16 protein-coding genes and 2 pseudogenes are annotated in these 15,591 nt (G+C 67.3%); 10 read left to right on the forward strand and 8 right to left on the reverse strand.

Annotated features, from left to right (window positions below):
• Positions 1-145: 145 nt before the first annotated feature.
• Positions 146-604: a heavy metal-responsive transcriptional regulator gene (locus AC3EU2_RS00145; RefSeq protein ID WP_488177727.1), complete on the reverse strand. Its 459-nt coding sequence runs from the start codon at positions 602-604 to the stop codon at positions 146-148.
• On the opposite strand from AC3EU2_RS00145, the gene AC3EU2_RS00150 reads away from it, so the two are divergent.
• The 3 genes from AC3EU2_RS00150 (at position 603) to AC3EU2_RS00160 (ending at position 2,831) form a co-directional block, all read left to right on the forward strand.
• A complete protein-coding gene (locus AC3EU2_RS00150) occupies positions 603-917 on the forward strand; it encodes an alkylmercury lyase (RefSeq protein WP_040884048.1) in 315 nt (104 codons plus the stop codon). The two genes, AC3EU2_RS00145 and AC3EU2_RS00150, sit on opposite strands and share 2 nt — an antisense overlap.
• Positions 914-2,266 (forward strand): dihydrolipoyl dehydrogenase family protein, encoded by a 1,353-nt coding sequence (locus AC3EU2_RS00155; protein WP_488177728.1) that lies wholly within the window; start codon positions 914-916, stop codon positions 2,264-2,266. The genes AC3EU2_RS00150 and AC3EU2_RS00155 overlap by 4 nt, the downstream gene beginning before the upstream one ends.
• Positions 2,267-2,360: 94 nt before the next feature.
• A complete protein-coding gene (locus AC3EU2_RS00160) occupies positions 2,361-2,831 on the forward strand; it encodes a UPF0158 family protein (protein WP_009774494.1) in 471 nt (156 codons plus the stop codon).
• Between the two features lie 175 nt (positions 2,832-3,006).
• On the opposite strand, the gene AC3EU2_RS00165 is transcribed toward AC3EU2_RS00160, so the two are convergent.
• From AC3EU2_RS00165 to AC3EU2_RS00175, 3 genes and pseudogenes are all read right to left on the reverse strand, one after another.
• Positions 3,007-3,360: a hypothetical protein gene (locus tag AC3EU2_RS00165; RefSeq protein WP_488177729.1), complete on the reverse strand. Its 354-nt coding sequence runs from the start codon at positions 3,358-3,360 to the stop codon at positions 3,007-3,009.
• Between the two features lie 50 nt (positions 3,361-3,410).
• Positions 3,411-4,579, reverse strand: a pseudogene (locus tag AC3EU2_RS00170) (IS3 family transposase).
• Positions 4,580-4,850: 271 nt separating this feature from the next.
• A complete protein-coding gene (locus tag AC3EU2_RS00175) occupies positions 4,851-5,402 on the reverse strand; it encodes a hypothetical protein (RefSeq protein ID WP_488177730.1) in 552 nt (183 codons plus the stop codon).
• A gap of 231 nt (positions 5,403-5,633) precedes the next feature.
• Between AC3EU2_RS00175 and AC3EU2_RS00180 the strand changes: the two genes are divergently transcribed.
• The gene (locus AC3EU2_RS00180; RefSeq protein ID WP_488177731.1) at positions 5,634-6,878 is read left to right on the forward strand and encodes an IS256 family transposase; all 1,245 of its coding nucleotides are present in this window, start codon (positions 5,634-5,636) and stop codon (positions 6,876-6,878) included.
• A gap of 513 nt (positions 6,879-7,391) precedes the next feature.
• On the opposite strand, the gene AC3EU2_RS00185 is transcribed toward AC3EU2_RS00180, so the two are convergent.
• A complete protein-coding gene (locus AC3EU2_RS00185; protein WP_488177732.1) occupies positions 7,392-7,832 on the reverse strand; it encodes a hypothetical protein in 441 nt (146 codons plus the stop codon).
• Between the two features lie 345 nt (positions 7,833-8,177).
• On the opposite strand from AC3EU2_RS00185, the gene AC3EU2_RS00190 reads away from it, so the two are divergent.
• Both AC3EU2_RS00190 and AC3EU2_RS00195 read left to right on the forward strand, forming a co-directional pair.
• Positions 8,178-8,441: a hypothetical protein gene (locus AC3EU2_RS00190; protein WP_488177733.1), complete on the forward strand. Its 264-nt coding sequence runs from the start codon at positions 8,178-8,180 to the stop codon at positions 8,439-8,441.
• Positions 8,442-8,547: 106 nt separating this feature from the next.
• On the forward strand, positions 8,548-8,940 hold the full coding sequence (locus AC3EU2_RS00195; protein ID WP_488177734.1) for a nuclear transport factor 2 family protein: 393 nt from the start codon (positions 8,548-8,550) through the stop codon (positions 8,938-8,940).
• A gap of 104 nt (positions 8,941-9,044) precedes the next feature.
• Here the strand turns inward: AC3EU2_RS00195 and AC3EU2_RS00200 are convergent, their stop codons facing one another.
• The 3 genes from AC3EU2_RS00200 to AC3EU2_RS00210 are packed head-to-tail and all read right to left on the reverse strand — an operon-like array spanning position 9,045 to position 11,271.
• Entirely contained in the window at positions 9,045-9,629 is a 585-nt protein-coding gene (locus AC3EU2_RS00200; RefSeq protein WP_488179521.1) for a DapH/DapD/GlmU-related protein, read from the reverse strand.
• A gap of 7 nt (positions 9,630-9,636) precedes the next feature.
• On the reverse strand, positions 9,637-10,191 hold the full coding sequence (locus AC3EU2_RS00205; protein WP_488177735.1) for a cyclophilin-like fold protein: 555 nt from the start codon (positions 10,189-10,191) through the stop codon (positions 9,637-9,639).
• A gap of 15 nt (positions 10,192-10,206) precedes the next feature.
• Positions 10,207-11,271, reverse strand: a complete 1,065-nt coding sequence (locus tag AC3EU2_RS00210; RefSeq protein WP_488177736.1) for a zinc-dependent alcohol dehydrogenase family protein — start codon at positions 11,269-11,271, stop codon at positions 10,207-10,209.
• A gap of 159 nt (positions 11,272-11,430) precedes the next feature.
• Here AC3EU2_RS00210 and AC3EU2_RS00215 point away from each other — a divergent pair, with 159 nt between their 5' ends.
• The 4 genes and pseudogenes from AC3EU2_RS00215 to AC3EU2_RS00230 all read left to right on the forward strand — a co-directional run bounded on the left by AC3EU2_RS00215 (position 11,431) and on the right by AC3EU2_RS00230 (position 15,183).
• On the forward strand, positions 11,431-12,300 hold the full coding sequence (locus AC3EU2_RS00215; protein ID WP_488177737.1) for a helix-turn-helix transcriptional regulator: 870 nt from the start codon (positions 11,431-11,433) through the stop codon (positions 12,298-12,300).
• A gap of 1,427 nt (positions 12,301-13,727) precedes the next feature.
• A pseudogene (locus AC3EU2_RS00220) lies at positions 13,728-13,964 on the forward strand (phosphotransferase); the annotation flags it as partial.
• Positions 13,965-14,038: 74 nt separating this feature from the next.
• A complete protein-coding gene (locus AC3EU2_RS00225; protein WP_488177738.1) occupies positions 14,039-14,545 on the forward strand; it encodes a phosphotransferase in 507 nt (168 codons plus the stop codon).
• A 104-nt stretch (positions 14,546-14,649) separates the two neighbouring features.
• Positions 14,650-15,183 carry a flavodoxin domain-containing protein gene (locus AC3EU2_RS00230; protein WP_488177739.1) on the forward strand — a complete coding sequence of 178 codons (534 nt, stop codon included), beginning with the start codon at positions 14,650-14,652 and terminating at the stop codon, positions 15,181-15,183.
• Positions 15,184-15,591 lie beyond the last annotated feature (408 nt).

Consider the following 15,591-nt stretch of genomic DNA (forward strand, 5'->3'; position numbering starts at 1 on the left):
GGACCAGCATGCATCTCGCGGGTCCCTGCGTTCCCCGGTTCCAAGCTGAGAATCAGCCATTCGCTACGCGTCACAGCACCCACAAAGACGCGGCTCACGGGCAGCGTCGGCACAGGAGCAGGCGTTGCGAGCCCTCGGCGACCTGCTAGCGCGGCACCGAGAGGATGTGGCAGATCTCGCCGTCCGAGCAGTCAGCGGGATCGAGGCGATGACTGCGTTCGACGAGCCCATCGAGCTCTGCTTCGAGGGCGACGAGGGTTGCGATCCGTGCGCGTACGGTGGAGAGCTTGTTCTCGATGAGCCCTGCCACGTGCGTGCAGGGCGCGGTCCCGTCGTCTCGAAGTTCGATGATGCTGCCGATCTCGGCCAGCGTGAGCCCCGCTGCCTGCGCAGCCCCAATGAAGTACAACCGGGTGAGCGTGGACCCGTCGTAGTTCCGGTAACCATTGGCGCCGCGCTCGGGATCGGGCAGCAGGCCCTTGCGCTCATAGAACCGAATGGTTTGGGTGGGTAGGGAAACCGCCTCGGCAAGTTCTCCAATCAGCACTGCGCCACCTTCAAGCTTGACATTGCACCACGGTACAACGTTTACGGTCGTGCTCATGGATATCACGTTGCTGTACTTCGACGACTGCCCGAACTGGAAGATTGCCGATCAACGCCTTGCCACGATCGCCGCAGACGACGCCGACGTCAGCGTGAGGCATCACCGTGTCGAGACTCTTGAGGAGGCCGAGCGGCTGGGCTTCCATGGCTCACCCAGCATCTTGGTCGACGGAGTGGATGCCTTCGCCGAACCTGGCGCCGGGGTCGGAATCTCGTGCCGGGTTTACCGCACTCCCGACGGCTTGGCAGGGGCGCCCACGCTGGAGCAGCTTCGGGCCGCGCTCGGCGTGGCGCCGAAGGGTAAGCGATGAGCCGCACCTACGACCTCATTGTGATCGGGGCCGGCATGGCCGGGGTCGCTGCAGCCAACAAGTGCGCATCACAGGGCTGGAGCGTCGGCATCGTCGACGCACTTCCTTACGGCGGCACGTGCGCCCTCCGGGGGTGTGACCCGAAGAAGATCCTGCGCCGCGGCGCCGAGATCATCGACAGCGCCCGACTGATGCGGGGCAAAGGCATCGACGACGACGGCCTGGTGATCAACTGGGCCGACCTGATGAAGCACAAGCACGGCTTCACCGACCCGGTCCCGCAGAACATGGAGGACGGCCTCACTGGCACCGGCGTCGACACCCTGCACGGGCTCGCCCGATTCGCCGGCATGAACAGTCTCGAGATCGACGGCAGCCACTATCAGGCGACCCACTTCCTGATCGCGACCGGAGCCCGCCCGCGCCCACTGGACTTCCCCGGCCACCAGCTCATGGTCGACAGCACCGACTTCCTGGACCTCACGGCGCTCCCGCCGCGGATCTTGTTCGTCGGCGGCGGCTTCATCTCCTTCGAGTTCGCCCACATCGCGGCACGTGCGAGCAGCACCCCGACCGTCATCGACCGGGGCCCACGCCCCCTCAAGGGGTTCGACCCGGACCTCGTCGAGCTCCTCATTGCCCGAGGCGCGGAGGCGGGGATCCAACTGCTGCGCTCGACCATCATCACCGCAATCGAGAAGTCCCAGAACGGCTACCAAGCCACCGTGGAACGATCTGGCCACACCAAGACCATGGAGTTCGACCTCATCGTGCACGGCGCCGGCCGGACACCCGATCTGAGCAGCCTGAACCTGGAGTCGGCCGGGGTCGATTGGGACGAGCACGGCGTACGCGTCGCCCCCCACCTGCAGAGCACCACCAACCCGGCCGTGTACGCCGCCGGCGACTCAGCCAACACCCCGGGGATGCCGCTGACCCCGGTCGCCGTCATCGAGGGCAAGGTCGCCGCGTCCAACATGGTCAAGGCCGCCAAGACCGTGCCCGACTACGCCGCCATCCCAACCGCAGTGTTCACGATCCCCGAGCTCGCCAGAGTGGGAATGCTCGAGCAAGAAGCCCGAGACCAAGACCTCGACCTCGAGGTCCGCTACCACGACACTAGTAACTGGTACTCGAACTACCGCACAGGGGAGACCACCGCCGCGGCCAAGATCCTCATCGACCGGACCAGCGACCGGATCGTCGGCGCGCACCTCCTCGGCCCCGAGTACGCCGAGTTGATCAACGTCCTCGGCCTGGCGATGAAGCTCGGATTGACCACCCGTCAGGTCAAGTCCATGACTGCGGCCTACCCGACCGTCGGATCAGACCTCGGCTCGATGCTCTGAGCGCATGCGTGCGCCCATTTCGCCGCGAACCGCGCACAACCCGCCGGCCGTTTTGACTGGTGTACGTGACGCACTCCGGTCCTACGCTGGCTGGATGCTCGACCTGGACGCTATCGACGTTGAGGAGATCGCCAACGCTCTCGCACATCAGACCGACTACGAGCATCGATGGTTGATCGACCCGAGAACGGGCGAGGTTGCTTTCTGGACCAGTGACCTGGGTATCGATGGTGAGAACCCGGTCGAGCTCGACGAGCTGGACTTGATCCTGATCGACCCCCTCCCGCCCTACGTCTGGTACCAGGACATGGTCGACTTCTCCGACGGCATCAGCGACCGGGGTGCAGGGGAGCGCCTGCGCCGCTCGCTGGAGGGCAAGGGCGCCTTCCGGCGCTTCAGGAATGCGCTGTACCAGGGACACCCTGAGTTGATCTCGGCCTGGCACACGCTGCGGGATGCCAGGGCACGGGTTCGGGCCGTGCAGTGGCTGGCAGACGACGGGCTGATCGACGAAGACGCCGCCCAAGGGTTCCTGCGGGACCAGAGCGACCCCGCCCTGCCGTGAGGCCGAGCAGCGCGGAGTTCGGCCAGATCCGCGTCGTTCTGCCTGCGTCATAGCGCCGCATCAGCCCTTCCACAATGACTCAGCCCGGCCACGCCATGGGTGGCCGTTCCGTCGCACACACCAGTTGATCACCCGAAAAAACGATGCCTCAGAAGGATGTCCCGCTGCCGCAGTCTTAGTTGACCACGATCGGGGTTGGGATCTGGAGTGTGTTGGCAACAGGGGTGTACAGGTCGACGTCCTGTTCGGCGGTCTTGAGGGAGACCAATAGTGCGTACCGAACCGTCTGGTCAACGCGGGCTTTGGCGGCATTGTTCTTCCACCAGCCTCCGACCGGGAACACTGCGAGCTTCCCTGACTGCGCAAGCTCGACACCGGAGGTCTGCCAGATGTCCTGGTGTAGCGAACCAAGGTTGCGCTGGTTGGCCCCGACCAGCCACTTGACTTGTCCGCCCCCGGGGCGTCCACCGGCCTCTTCCGTCCGAGCGTCATGGTTAACTCGTTGCACGAACTGCGCTTCGGTCTCCAAGGGATCCTGGGGACTGCTGACGATCTGGTTGTCACTTCCGGTGTGGTGTTTCAGGCCGCGTGCGCGGCACGGTTGATGGTCTCAAACTCGATCGGGGTGAGTTTGCCGAGGGCGCGTTGCCGCCGCCGGCGGTGGTAGGTCCGTTCGGTCCAGCTGACGATGGCCAGCCGGAGCTGGTCGCGGGTGTCCCAGCGGCGGGCGTTGAGGACGTTCTTCTGGAGCAGGGCGAAGAAGGACTCCATCGCGGCGTTGTCGGCCGAGGAGGCGACGCGTCCCATCGACCCGAGCAGGCCGTGGCGGTGCAACGCGGCGACGTAGGGTCGTGAGCGGAACTGGCTGCCTCGGTCCGCGTGGACCACGCATCCGGTGACCTGGTCCGGGCCGCGTCGAGCGATCGCCATCTCGAGGGCGTCGACAGCCAGGTGCGAAGTCATCCGCGAGTCGATCGAGTACCCGACGATGCGGCGGGACCAGACGTCCTTGACCGCGCACAGGTACAGCTTCCCTTCGGCGGTGGGGTGCTCGGTGATGTCGGTCAGCCACAACCGGTTCGGTGCGGGTGCGGTGAAGTCGCGTTCGACGAGGTCGTCGTGCACCGGCGGCCCGGGTTTCTTGGCCCGGCCCCGCTTGCGGGAGTGCGCGGACACGATCCCCGCCTGCGAGCACAGGCGCCACACCCGCCGCTCGGATACGGTGTGGCCGGCGTCGGTGAGCTCGTCGGCGATGAACCGGTACCCGAACCCCGGGTCGTCGGCGTGGACCTCGAGCGCGGCATGGGTGGCGTACGCGTCGACCAGGTCCCGCTCACTGACCGGGTGTGCCTTCCACGCGTAGAAGGCCTGCCGGGAGAACCCGAGCAGCCCGCAGGTCACCGCGACGGGGACACCGTCGGCGGCAAGGTCCAGGACCAGCGGGAACGTCATTTTGGGGACTGACCCAGCCTCAGGTTCGCCTGGGAGAGGTACGCCGCGGCCCGACGCAGGACCTCGTTCTCCTGCTCCAGCAGCCGGTTGCGCCGACGCAGGTCCCTGACTTCCTCGGACTCGGCTCGGGTCACGCCGGGACGGTGGCCGTCCTCGACGTCCGCGCGGTGGAGCCAATTCCGAAGGCAGGACTCGGAGATTCCGAAGTCCTTGGCCACTTGCGCGATCGACGCATCGCCTCGGCGCGCGACCGCGACGACGTCATCACGAAACTCTTTCGGGTGAGCAGCTGGCATGTCGACATCCTTCCATCGGGGATCTCTCGTCCCCACAGATCAGGTGTCAACCAAACCTTCAGCAGTCCCCAGGTCAAAGTGTCAATCAAATCGTCAGCAGTCCCAGGCTCACCAGGAGTCCCGGGGTTCGGTGGTGGAATGACCACGATGATGCAGGATCCCGTGTTCGGGTCGGGCACCTGTCCTGGAGGGCACGAAACAGGTGGTGCCGCGGCTGCGGCGGTATGGGCGCACACGAGGGCAAGACCAATCAACAGTGCGATGACTCGGGTTACTCGGCGCATGGCGCACCCTTGAGTAGGTCTTGCGTTACGAAGAATCCCTCGGGCGCCTTCGTGATCGAGTAGGTTAACTGCTGCCGGACGGGCCGATCTGGCTGCACCACAGACTTGCCCGAACTGTCAGTTACATCGACGGAAGTGACGTCCCTGCATGCAACGACCGTGAATTCCTTGCCGTCATGGGCGGTCGCCACTGCGCCTACCACGGTCGATGAGCCGTGCTGCACCCAGGACTTGGTGCGGTAGTCGGTCAGTGTGGTTTGCCACTGGGCCAATGCTTGAGAGCGCGCGACGGTGGCAAGGACATTCAGGTTCTGGTTGGGGTTCGACGCGGCTCCGTCGATGACCCTCCAATAATCGGTGATCGCGTCCTCCGCTGAGCGCAGGTCCTCCTGATCGGGGGTCAATGACCTCGATGGCGTCGGCGTCGGGGTCGTACTTCCCGGCGATGACGACGGGCTGGGACCGGTCGGGCTGGCGGTGGGTGGAACCTCGTCAGAATTGCAGCCGGCGAGGGTCACGAGGCAGGCGACGACGGCCATGCTTGCGAGCATCCGCTGTCGCATATCTCCCCTTCGGTCTATCCCGAAAGCCTTCCAACCACTTGTTGTGGACACTTCCTCAGAAGTTGTCCCAGTTCCTCGGAGTTGAGTCCCCGATAGTGGTGTAGCGCGGTCGCCGGGTTCGTTGCCGAGTTGGTGATGGACGAGGTGCGGCCACCGCGTGATCCTTCGAGTGAACCTTCCAAAGCACTCTCGAATGGAGTCATCACGATGACCGCACCACACATTGTCGACCCTGCAGGCCTGCTGGGCGAAGCACTGTCCGAGGCGTCGCCGGATCTGATGCGTTCGCTGCTGCAGTCGGTCATCAACACGTTGCTGTCGGCCGATGCTGACGCGGTCGTGGGCGCCGAGTGGGGACGGCCCTCTCCGGACCGGACGGCGCAGCGCAACGGCTACCGCCATCGCGACCTCGACACCCGCGTCGGGACCATCGACGTCGCGATCCCCAAGCTGCGCCAGGGCACCTACTTCCCGCAGTGGCTGCTCGAGCGTCGCAAGCGGGCCGAGGCGGCGTTGATCACGGTGGTCGCCGACTGTTACCTCGCCGGGGTGTCCACCCGACGGATGGACAAGCTGGTCAAGACGTTGGGGATCGACTCGCTGTCCAAGTCGCAGGTCTCCCGGATGGCGACCGAGCTGGACCAGGTCGTCGAGGAGTTCCGGCACCGCCCCCTGGGCGCGGCGGGACCGTTCACGTTCGTGGCAGCCGACGCACTCACGATGAAGGTCCGCGAAGGCGGCCGGGTCGTCAACGCGGTCGTGCTGCTCGCCACCGGCGTCAATGGCGACGGACACCGCGAGGTCCTGGGGCTGCGGGTGGCCACGTCCGAAACGGGGGCGGCGTGGAACGAGTTCTTCGCCGACCTGGTCGCCCGCGGCCTGGCCGGGGTCCGGCTCGTCACCTCCGACGCCCACGCCGGCCTGCGCGAGGCGATCGCAGCGAACCTGCCCGGCGCGTCCTGGCAGCGCTGCCGCACCCACTACGCCGCCAACCTCATGAGCGTGACCCCGAAAGCGATGTGGCCCGCGGTCAAGGCGATGCTGCACTCGGTGTACGACCAACCCGATGCCCCCGCCGTGCACGCCCAGTTCGACCGGCTCATCGATTACGTCACCGACAAGCTCCCCGCGGTGGCCGAGCACCTCGCCGGCGCCCGCGACGACATCCTCGCGTTCACCACCTTCCCCAAGGACGTGTGGACCCAGATCTGGTCCAACAACCCCGCCGAACGCCTCAACAGGGAGATCCGCCGCCGCACCGACGCCGTCGGGATCTTCCCCAACCGCGACGCGATCATCCGGCTCGTCGGCGCCGTCCTGGCCGAGCAAACCGACGAATGGGCCGAAGGCCGCCGCTACCTCGGCCTCGAGGTCCTGACCCGCTGCCGACTCACCCTCACCGCCACCGACCCCGAGATCGGAGCAGACACCATGCCCGCCCTGACCGCCTGACCCTCACCGATCACGCAGCGCTACACCACTCCCAGGGACTTGACCTTCCTCGGCGCCACGTGCGTGCCGATCACAAGCGGTCACCGCACGAACATGGCTTCTACGATCACACGTACATAACCGATCCGCCAGAGGTTCGGGCACCTGTGGAAAAGTCGGCAGGGTGCCGTGACACCCCGGGGCCAGCTGCTGGTGCGCCCTCGCACTCTTGGGACGTTCGTGACAGTTTCCGAACCGGTTACGCCGCCGTGCGCAGTCCTTGGGGAGTCCTTGGCAGATTCAGCCAGCACACACCAGCGCCCACGTCACTCAGCACATATCCGCAGGTCAGAGCATGTTTGCCGTCGACTGCCATCAACGTCCATCTAAGGGGCACGACTTCGAGATGTACTACGACATCTGAGCAGCGAGGGCGGAGGTAGGGGCCGACGAAGGAGGCACCTGCCTCAGCCCGAGGTGCCAGATGTCGTAGCAAAGGAAGACGACATCTGAGCAAAACTGCAGGTCAGCGGCCTAAACCTCCCCCGCAGACCTTGACGAGTCCTCACGGGCATTCAACGCCACCGCCACGGCGGCTCGTGAGGACTCGTCCGCGTCCGGCCACAGGTGACCGTAGGTGTTGAGCGTCGTGGTAGCGGTCGCGTGCCTGAGCCTGGTCTGGACCACCTTCACGTCAAGCCCGGAAGGGATCCGCAGCGACGCGAGGTAGTGCCGCAGATCGTAGGACCGGAAGCCCTCCGGGAGCCCGGGGACCTGCCCCCTCCTCGCCCGGATCGCCCGCTCGATCGCGTAGGGCGTCGTCGCCCGTCCGTCCTCGGCGGTGACGACCGTGGTGGCGCCGTACATGGCATGGTTCGCCGACAGCAACAGGGCCAGCTCCGAAGGCATCGGCACGGCCGTCAGGCTCGGCTCGGACTTCAGGGGCATATCCGGGCACTGGATCTTCGGAGTCACGACGCCTCGCCGTCGAGGGCGCATACCGCTCCCCCAGCGTCACCGTCCAAGCCTTGACGTCCGACGGTTTCACCGCGGAGAGCGGAGTGGAACCGAAGTGCGCCTTGAACACCTTCACGTGCACGGCCGCCTGCCGGATAAGGACGCAGTATTCGGCGGCCGAGGCCGCATCCGGGTTCACGTCAAGGACTGGTGCTCGCCGAGATTGATCGAGGTACGAGACGATGCGTTCCGCGACGTCCGTTTCTCGGTAGGAGCGCGTGGCCTTGGCGCCCGCATTTGCCGCGTAGCGGGCAGGGCAGGAACGGGTCTGGTGGATCCTCAACGGCGGGGTCACAATGGCACATGGTCCTGCAGCGCACGCCCCGCACCGGGTCGGTCCTCCCCGACCTCCGCGGTGATGGTCGCTCGCTGCGCGCGACCTGGCATCAGGAGCAGCAGGTCGTCGTCCTCTCGCTTTGGCGCAACAACCTCTGCATCGGCACGTTCCGGCTCGCAGCCGACGACGTGCCCGATCTCATCGCCACGCTCCGCCTCGGGCTCGACCAGGCGTACGACACCGCCCGTGAGCGGGTCGAGCGCCTCGAACGGCCCTCCCAAGCGGGCTGAGGGGTGCCACAATCTGCGAGGGTCGACCCCGCTGCGGTGCTCTCGTTCCCGTGTGCGGGTGGGTCGGGTGGTGACAGGCCGGCTCGTCTAGAGCACAGTCGGCACCATGCCCGGTGAGATGGACGCCATCATGGAGGAACTCGTGGCGCGAGAACCGCTGTTTCATCACCGGCAGCTCGTCCACTCGGCTGACACGTTCGATCTCGAGGCTGCCGATGACTTCTGGGAGGTTGGCGCCTCAGGTCGGGTCTACGACCGAGACACCGTGAAGGAGAACATCCTGCGGCGCCTCGCCGACACAGCGGTCGACGAGATGGTGGTCGAGAACTGGCGGACCGAGGACCACCGGCTCCGGGAACTCGGCCAGAACACCTGGTTGCTGACGTACGTCCTGCATGGCCAGGGCCGCGTCACCCGCCGAGCCAGCATCTGGCGCCACGACGCCGCCCGTGGATGGCACGTTCTCTACCACCAGGGGACCGTAGTAGCCGCCGACTGACCTCGTCCCCACCTCCAACGGGTGTGCAGTGGGGAAGCCCGGATCTGCCGATGACCGGCCATACCGATGACACGGGCTGACCCGCCTCCCACGAGGCGCCCGATTCAACGTGGCGAGGCGTCGAACCCGGTCATCCGGATGATCCCGGCCGGCACGCCTGCGACGATGGCATTCGCTGGCACGTCCTTGGTCACCACGGCGCCGGCGCCCACGATCGCTCCGTCGCCGATGGTGACGCCAGGGACGACCGTCACTGCGGCTCCTAGCCACACCTTGCGGCCGATCACGATCGGGGCGGGGACCATGTCGGCCCTACGGTCGGGGTCGACTGCGTGGTTGAGCGTCGTCAGCGTGCTGCCGTGACCGATGAGCGAGCCGTCGCCGATCGTGATTCCGCCGGTGTCCTGGAAGCGGCAGCCGATGTTGATGAAGACGTCCTTGCCGAGGGCCAGGTTCTTGCCGAACTCGCTGTAGAACGGCGGGAAGACTGCCACCGACTTGTCTATCCGCTTGCCGGTGAGCCGAGTCAGCAGGGCCCGCACCTCCTCGGGCGTGCGGTACCCCGTGTTGAGCTCGTTGACGGTCCGGAGCGCCTCCTGCGCGGCGTCGTGCATGAACCGGTGATGGTCGGAGCCGGCCTCGATCAGGCCACCACCGTCAACGTGTGCGAGGAACTCTTGCAGGTGCATCACCGGCTCACTCTCGGCCTGACCGGATGACTACGGTGACGGGGCCGTCCAGTGCTCCGATGCGCTCGGCAGCATCGCCGTCCAACCGGCCCAGGATCACGATCCCGGCGAAGGAGGACTGATCGCCGTAGTACAGGACGAGGTCGTTGCCGGGAGCGTAGTAGCCGAGGTCTCCGGGCGACGGGTCGGCTCCCTCGGGCTGACCCTCCAAGGACAGTGGCTCGGGCAGGGGGCCGGTCTTCTCGACCCCGCCGTGGTCGACCATCTCGACGGTCACCGGAAGCTGGGCTAGCAGGTCCTCGGCCGCAGCGCTCTCCGTGAGGGTCGCACTGAGCTGTGCGTCGCCGATGCTGAGGCTGATGCGCATGGGGTTCTCCTCGGGGGTGTACGTGGTCTCCGCAGCCGGGCTGGGTCGGTCCAGCGTGCTGCTGCTCGAGGATGAGGTGGGGGAGGTCTGCGACCGCTCATCAGACGAGTCGGACGAGGCGCAGCCCGCACCGAACACCAGCACGGCTGCGGTGAGGGCAGCCACCCACGGGGACCGGGACTCAGTCGTTGCCATGAAAGCCCTGGCACTTCAGACGGTTGGCTGTGACGCCACGTCGCTGACCTTGACCAGCGCCTTGATCGCCCGTCGCTCGTCCATCGCGGCATAGCCCTCGGCGATGTGGTCGAGGTCGACCGTGAGGTCGAAGACCTTCCCGGGGTTGATCTCGCCCGCGAGGACGGCCTCGATCAGCTGTGGCTGGTAGTGGCGCGCGGGCGCGGGCCCGCCTCGTGTCCCGATGTTGCGGAAGAAGGGAACGTTGGCGTCGATCGTGGCGTCGTGCGGCATCCCGACACGGCCGACGACGGCGCCGGCCTTGGCGATGGCAAATGCGGTGTCCGTCGCGAGCTTGCCGCCGACACATTCCATGACAGCGTCGGCGCCGTAACCATCAGTGAGCTCCTTGAGCTGCTGGACTCCCTCGTCACCCCGGGCGGTGACGATGTCGGTCGCGCCCCACTCGCGAGCCAGCGCGTGGCGGGACTCAGTTGTGCTACCCAGCACGATGATGCGCGTGGCGCCCAGAATCCTGGCCGACAGCACCGCGCACAGGCCGACGGCACCGTCACCGATGACCGCGACGGTGTCACCCGGGGTGACCTCGGCGCTCACCGCGGCGTGGTAGCCGGTGGCCATGACATCACTCAACGCGAGGAGAGAGGCCATCGTCTCGTCGCTGAAGTCGGCGCCCGAGACCTTGACGAGGGTTCCGTCGGCCTGCGGCACACGGACGAACTCGGCCTGGCCACCGTCGCCGTCCAAGCCCTGCCCAAAGACGCCACCGTGCACGCAGGCGCTGTGGAATCCGGCCCGACAGTTGTCGCAGGTGCCGTCGCTCCACGTGAAGGGAGAGATGACGAAGTCACCCACTGCCAACTCGCCGACTCCGCTGCCGATCTCGTCGACGACGCCAATGAACTCGTGCCCCACGGAGCCGTGGGGCAGGTCAGAGACGCCGCGGTAGCACCACAGGTCCGATCCGCAGACGCAGGCCAGCACGACGCGCACGATTGCGTCAGTCGGCTCGCTGACCATCGGCTTCGGGCGCTCCTCGACAGAGATGTCGCCCTTGCCGTTGAAGATCGCTGTCTTCATCGCTTGCACTCCTTTGATGCGCACAACGCGGACCGGATTGCCGCGCGACATCGAGTCAACCCGGTGGCTTCGTGGCGCGGGAGTCCCTGTCGATGGGTGCACTGGCAGGGCACCCCTGACGGCTCGGGCCGGCCTCGGACCCGGCATACCCTTGACGACGTGGACAACCGAGCAGAGGTACGCGAGTTCCTCTTCACTCGCCGCGCCCGCATCACCCCCGAGCAGGCTGGGCTGCCGACGTTCGGCACCCGGCGGGTCAAGGGGTTGCGACGCAGCGAGGTCGCCGCCGTTGCTGGCCTCAGTGTGGAGTACTACGCCCGTCTCGAGCGGGGGCAGCTCGGCGGCGCCTCCGCCGGCGTGCTCGACGCCCTCGCACGTGCCCTGCAGCTTGACGAGACCGAGCGAGCCCACCTCTTGGACCTGGCCCGCGCAGCTGACGGCGTCCCCACCTCAGGTCGATCCCGTCGTCGAACGCCTGGCAAGGCCACGCGACCCAGCCTTCATTGGACCCTCGAGGCCATCACAGACGGCATCGGCTTCGTGAGGGACGCACATCAGAACATCCTCGCCACCAACAGCATGGGCCGGGCGTTTTACTCGCCGGTGATCGGCGACGGCGGTCGGCTGCCCAACCTAGCCCGCTTCCAGTTCCTCGACCCCACGTCCCGCGACTTCTACCCCGACTGGGACTTGTTCGCCGAGATGTGCGTGGGCAACATGCGCGCAGACGCCGGCCGCGACCCCCACGACCGTGGCCTTCAGGACCTGGTCGGCGAACTGTCCACCCGCAGTGAGACCTTCCGCCGGCTCTGGGCCGCCCACAATGTCCGCAAACACGGCACCGGCACCAAGCGTTTCCACCACCCCGTCATTGGAGAGGTCACGCTGGCCTATGAGGAGCTGGCCATCACCGCCGAACCCGGACTAGCCCTGTTCATCTACACCGCCGAACCTGGCTCCCCCTCCGCTGAACGGTTGAGGCTGCTCGCGTCATGGGCGACGCCAGCCCGGACCGGCGCCGACGATTGAACTTCTGGTCGGAGACCGCCCGGGAACGTCCGGACGCGATAGCTCACGGTGACGACCAACGGCACGCGCCCCGGCTGCGAGTGACCGCGGGGGCAGCCCGGGCGGGGAAGGAGGGCGGGCGGTCTCACGAAGCTGGGGTGTCATGCGCTTGGTGACGAGCCAGACCCCGCTGTCGGCAGCCGCGCGGGTGGGTCCATCAGCGCGTTAGCGCCCACGGCCACCTTGGCGCCGGACCCGGTCCGACAGCGGGATTGGTCGGTTCATCGTGAGGTCCTTGATGTCCACCCGCGTTGCGTCTCCCAGGCCGGCGACCGTCCTGACATCGGGAGCTGTGCATGCGGCTGCAGCGGCCGCGTTGTCCGCTCGAGCGGGAAGGTGACGCCGGGGTCAAGGGTCACATCACTGATCAACTGTGCCAGTTCGGTGGATGTGGACGAAGGACGCCGAAGGTGCGCCCCGCAGCCTGCAGGTCGGTCCGGGCTGCAACCGCGTCGGGGGCCGCCTTGACGGAGCCGTCGATGGTGATCTCCCGCAGGGTGGCTCGGACCTCGGCGGCAGCCGTGGTCAGAGCGGGTGAACCGGGTCGCGGACTATGAGCAGCAAACTCGGCCCACCCTCGGCCGACGTCCGCCCGACCCGTGGCCTTCGCCGCGCGCTCGAGCAGGCGCGCGTGCCCCACGACGGCGAGGTGCACTCCGTGGAGCGCGAAGTACAACGACCTGCACCATTGGGTCTGCGCTTGCGCGCCGCGCGCGAGGGGTCGCGGCCGCCGGGGCGCTGGGGAGTGTCTGCCAGAGTTCTGACGCGGTCTGCACGACCTCACCCCAGGTGCGGAGCATGGCCGCGGCGTCGAGATCCGACACGTCTATGAGGACATCGCGTGCGATGTGGTCGACGTCGAGGAGGAACTCGCCGACACTGCGGTGGCCGCGGTCGTCATGGCGTGTGCTGGGCGATCAGGTCGCGCATGCCTGCAAGCAGGCGAGCGGTTCCGGGTCGCAGGTCAGGCGACATCTGAGCAGCGCCGGGGGTGCCAGATGTCGTGGCCAAGGAAGACGGCATCTGAACACAACCGCAGGTCAGAGGCTCAGGTTCCTCTCGCAGCACGTGACGAGTCCTCCCGAGCATTCAGCGCCAGCGCCACGGCGGCTCGTGAGGACTCGTCGGCATCCGGCCACAGGTGGCCGTGGGTGGTGAGCGTCGTCTCGTGCGCACTCCACTCGGTAGCGTGCCACCCCATGAGCCCGCAGACCGACACGTCGAGCACGGACGTGCCAGACCTCGGCCCGGTCCCCGACAGGCTCACCGTGGACCTGGAGACCGCGCGTCTCCTCGTCGAGGAGCAGTTCCCCTAGTGGTCAGGACGGCTCATCAGGCCGGTCGAGACGCCTGGGTGGGACAACGTCACCTTTCACCTCGGGGAGGCCCTGCTCGTCCGCCTCCCGAGCGCTGCGGAGTACGCGCTGGCTGTCGAGAAGGAGCACTACTGGCTCCCGCGGCTGGCCGGGCAGCTGCCCATGTCGATCCCGCACCCGGTGGGCCTTGGCCAGCCAGGGGCGGGGTACCCCTTCCCGTGGTCGATCTATCGCTGGATTTCTGGCACCACTGCGGACCCCTGCCAGATCACCGACTCGATGGGGATCGCCGAAGACCTCACCGACTTCCTTCGGGCCCTGCGAAGCATTGACGCCACCGACGGGCCGCAGCCCGGCACCCACAACTGGTTCCGCGGGGCACCTTGCGCACCTACGACTCGATCGTCAGGGGCGCTCTGGCCGAGCTCGAAGGTCTCCTCGACGTCGGCGAAGCTGCAGCGGCATGGGACGACGCGTTGGCCGCGCGCTGGGACGGGGTGGACGTGTGGTTCCACGGTGACTTGGCGCCGGGCAACGTGTTGCTGGACGAGGGCCGGCTCGCCGCGGTCATCGACTTCGGCACCTGCGGTGTCGGTGACCCGTCCTGTGACCTTGCCATCGCCTGGACGCTGCTCGACCGCGCCGGTCGTCAGCTCCTCCGCCAAGGACTCGACATCGACGCCTCGACGTGGAGGCGAGGTCGCGGATGGGCCCTGTGGCAGTCGTTGCGGGACCTCGCCAACGCCGTGGACGACCATGACGACGCTGCTGCGTCAGAGGCGCGCCGGGTCATCGGCGAACTCCTCGAGGACTGCACCGACACACCCTGGGTCCAAGGTCCTGCTGTCCCGTCGCCCGGCGGATCTAGCGTGGACGTGAGGGCTTCGTGATCCCGCGAAGGCCCCGAGAACCGTCCGCCGAGAGGTCGTTTGGTGGGTTGGGGTCGTTGACGTCCACTCCACCAACAGGCTTCGGCGTCGACAGGGAGGTCGTCATGCGCATTCTCGTGGTGTACGCGAGCAAGCACGGTGCCACCGCCGGCATCGCCGAGCGGATCGGGCGGTCACTGGAGTCGGCCGGCTTCCACGTCGATGTTCGCAGCGTGGAAGACGTCGAAGACGGCAGGGGGTACGACGCGTTCGTGATCGGCAGCGCCACCTATCTCGGGCACTGGCTCAGGGACGCCTCCGAGTTCGTCCGCCGACTCGGCAGGGTCACCACGAAGGAACCGACGTGGTTGTTCAGCAGCGGCCCGGTCGGCACCAGCGCGACGGACAGCCATGGGCAGGACAGCCGTACCGCCGCGGAGCCCAAGGAACTGCCCGAACTGCTGGATGCGCTCGATGCGCGTGGGCACCGTGTGTTCTTCGGCGCGCTGGACCCCAAGACCCTGAGTCTCGCGGAGCGGGCACTCAGGACGCTCCCAGCGGCCCGGGAGGCTCTGCCGGAGGGCGACTTCCGGGACTGGGACGACGTCGACGCCTGGGCTCGCACGATCGCCGACGAGCTCGCCGAGTCCCCAACCTGAGCGGCTTGCCTGCGTTCGAACGCCGGCGCGCAAGCAGCGGGTGAGCGGCTTCGTCAGGAAGCGAGGTCCACGTCGATGGAGATGATGACCGTAGGTGGTTCGCGCGGGCACACTCGACGCCCCGGCTCGCCGAGTGCAACCCGGACGACCGTGGGCACCTTGGGCGCGCCCGCGGCATTCGCTGGCGTCGAGCATGGCATCGGAGAGGTCCGACAGGGCCGGCACGCGCCGCCGTCATGGGTGTTCCGGTCGTGGGAGGGGACGCCGGCGTTCGAACCTGTTGGCGGCGAGCCGGCGATGTCCGTCGTGCCGAACCTGCTCGTCACTGGCGCCCCTGCCGTGATCGTCGCCCTGGCCGTCGGCGTGTGGGCGGTCGGCTTCGCCGACCGGAACACGGTGGGGTCGTCC

The sequence above is a fragment of the Knoellia sp. B-D-2 genome (assembly GCF_057714695.1).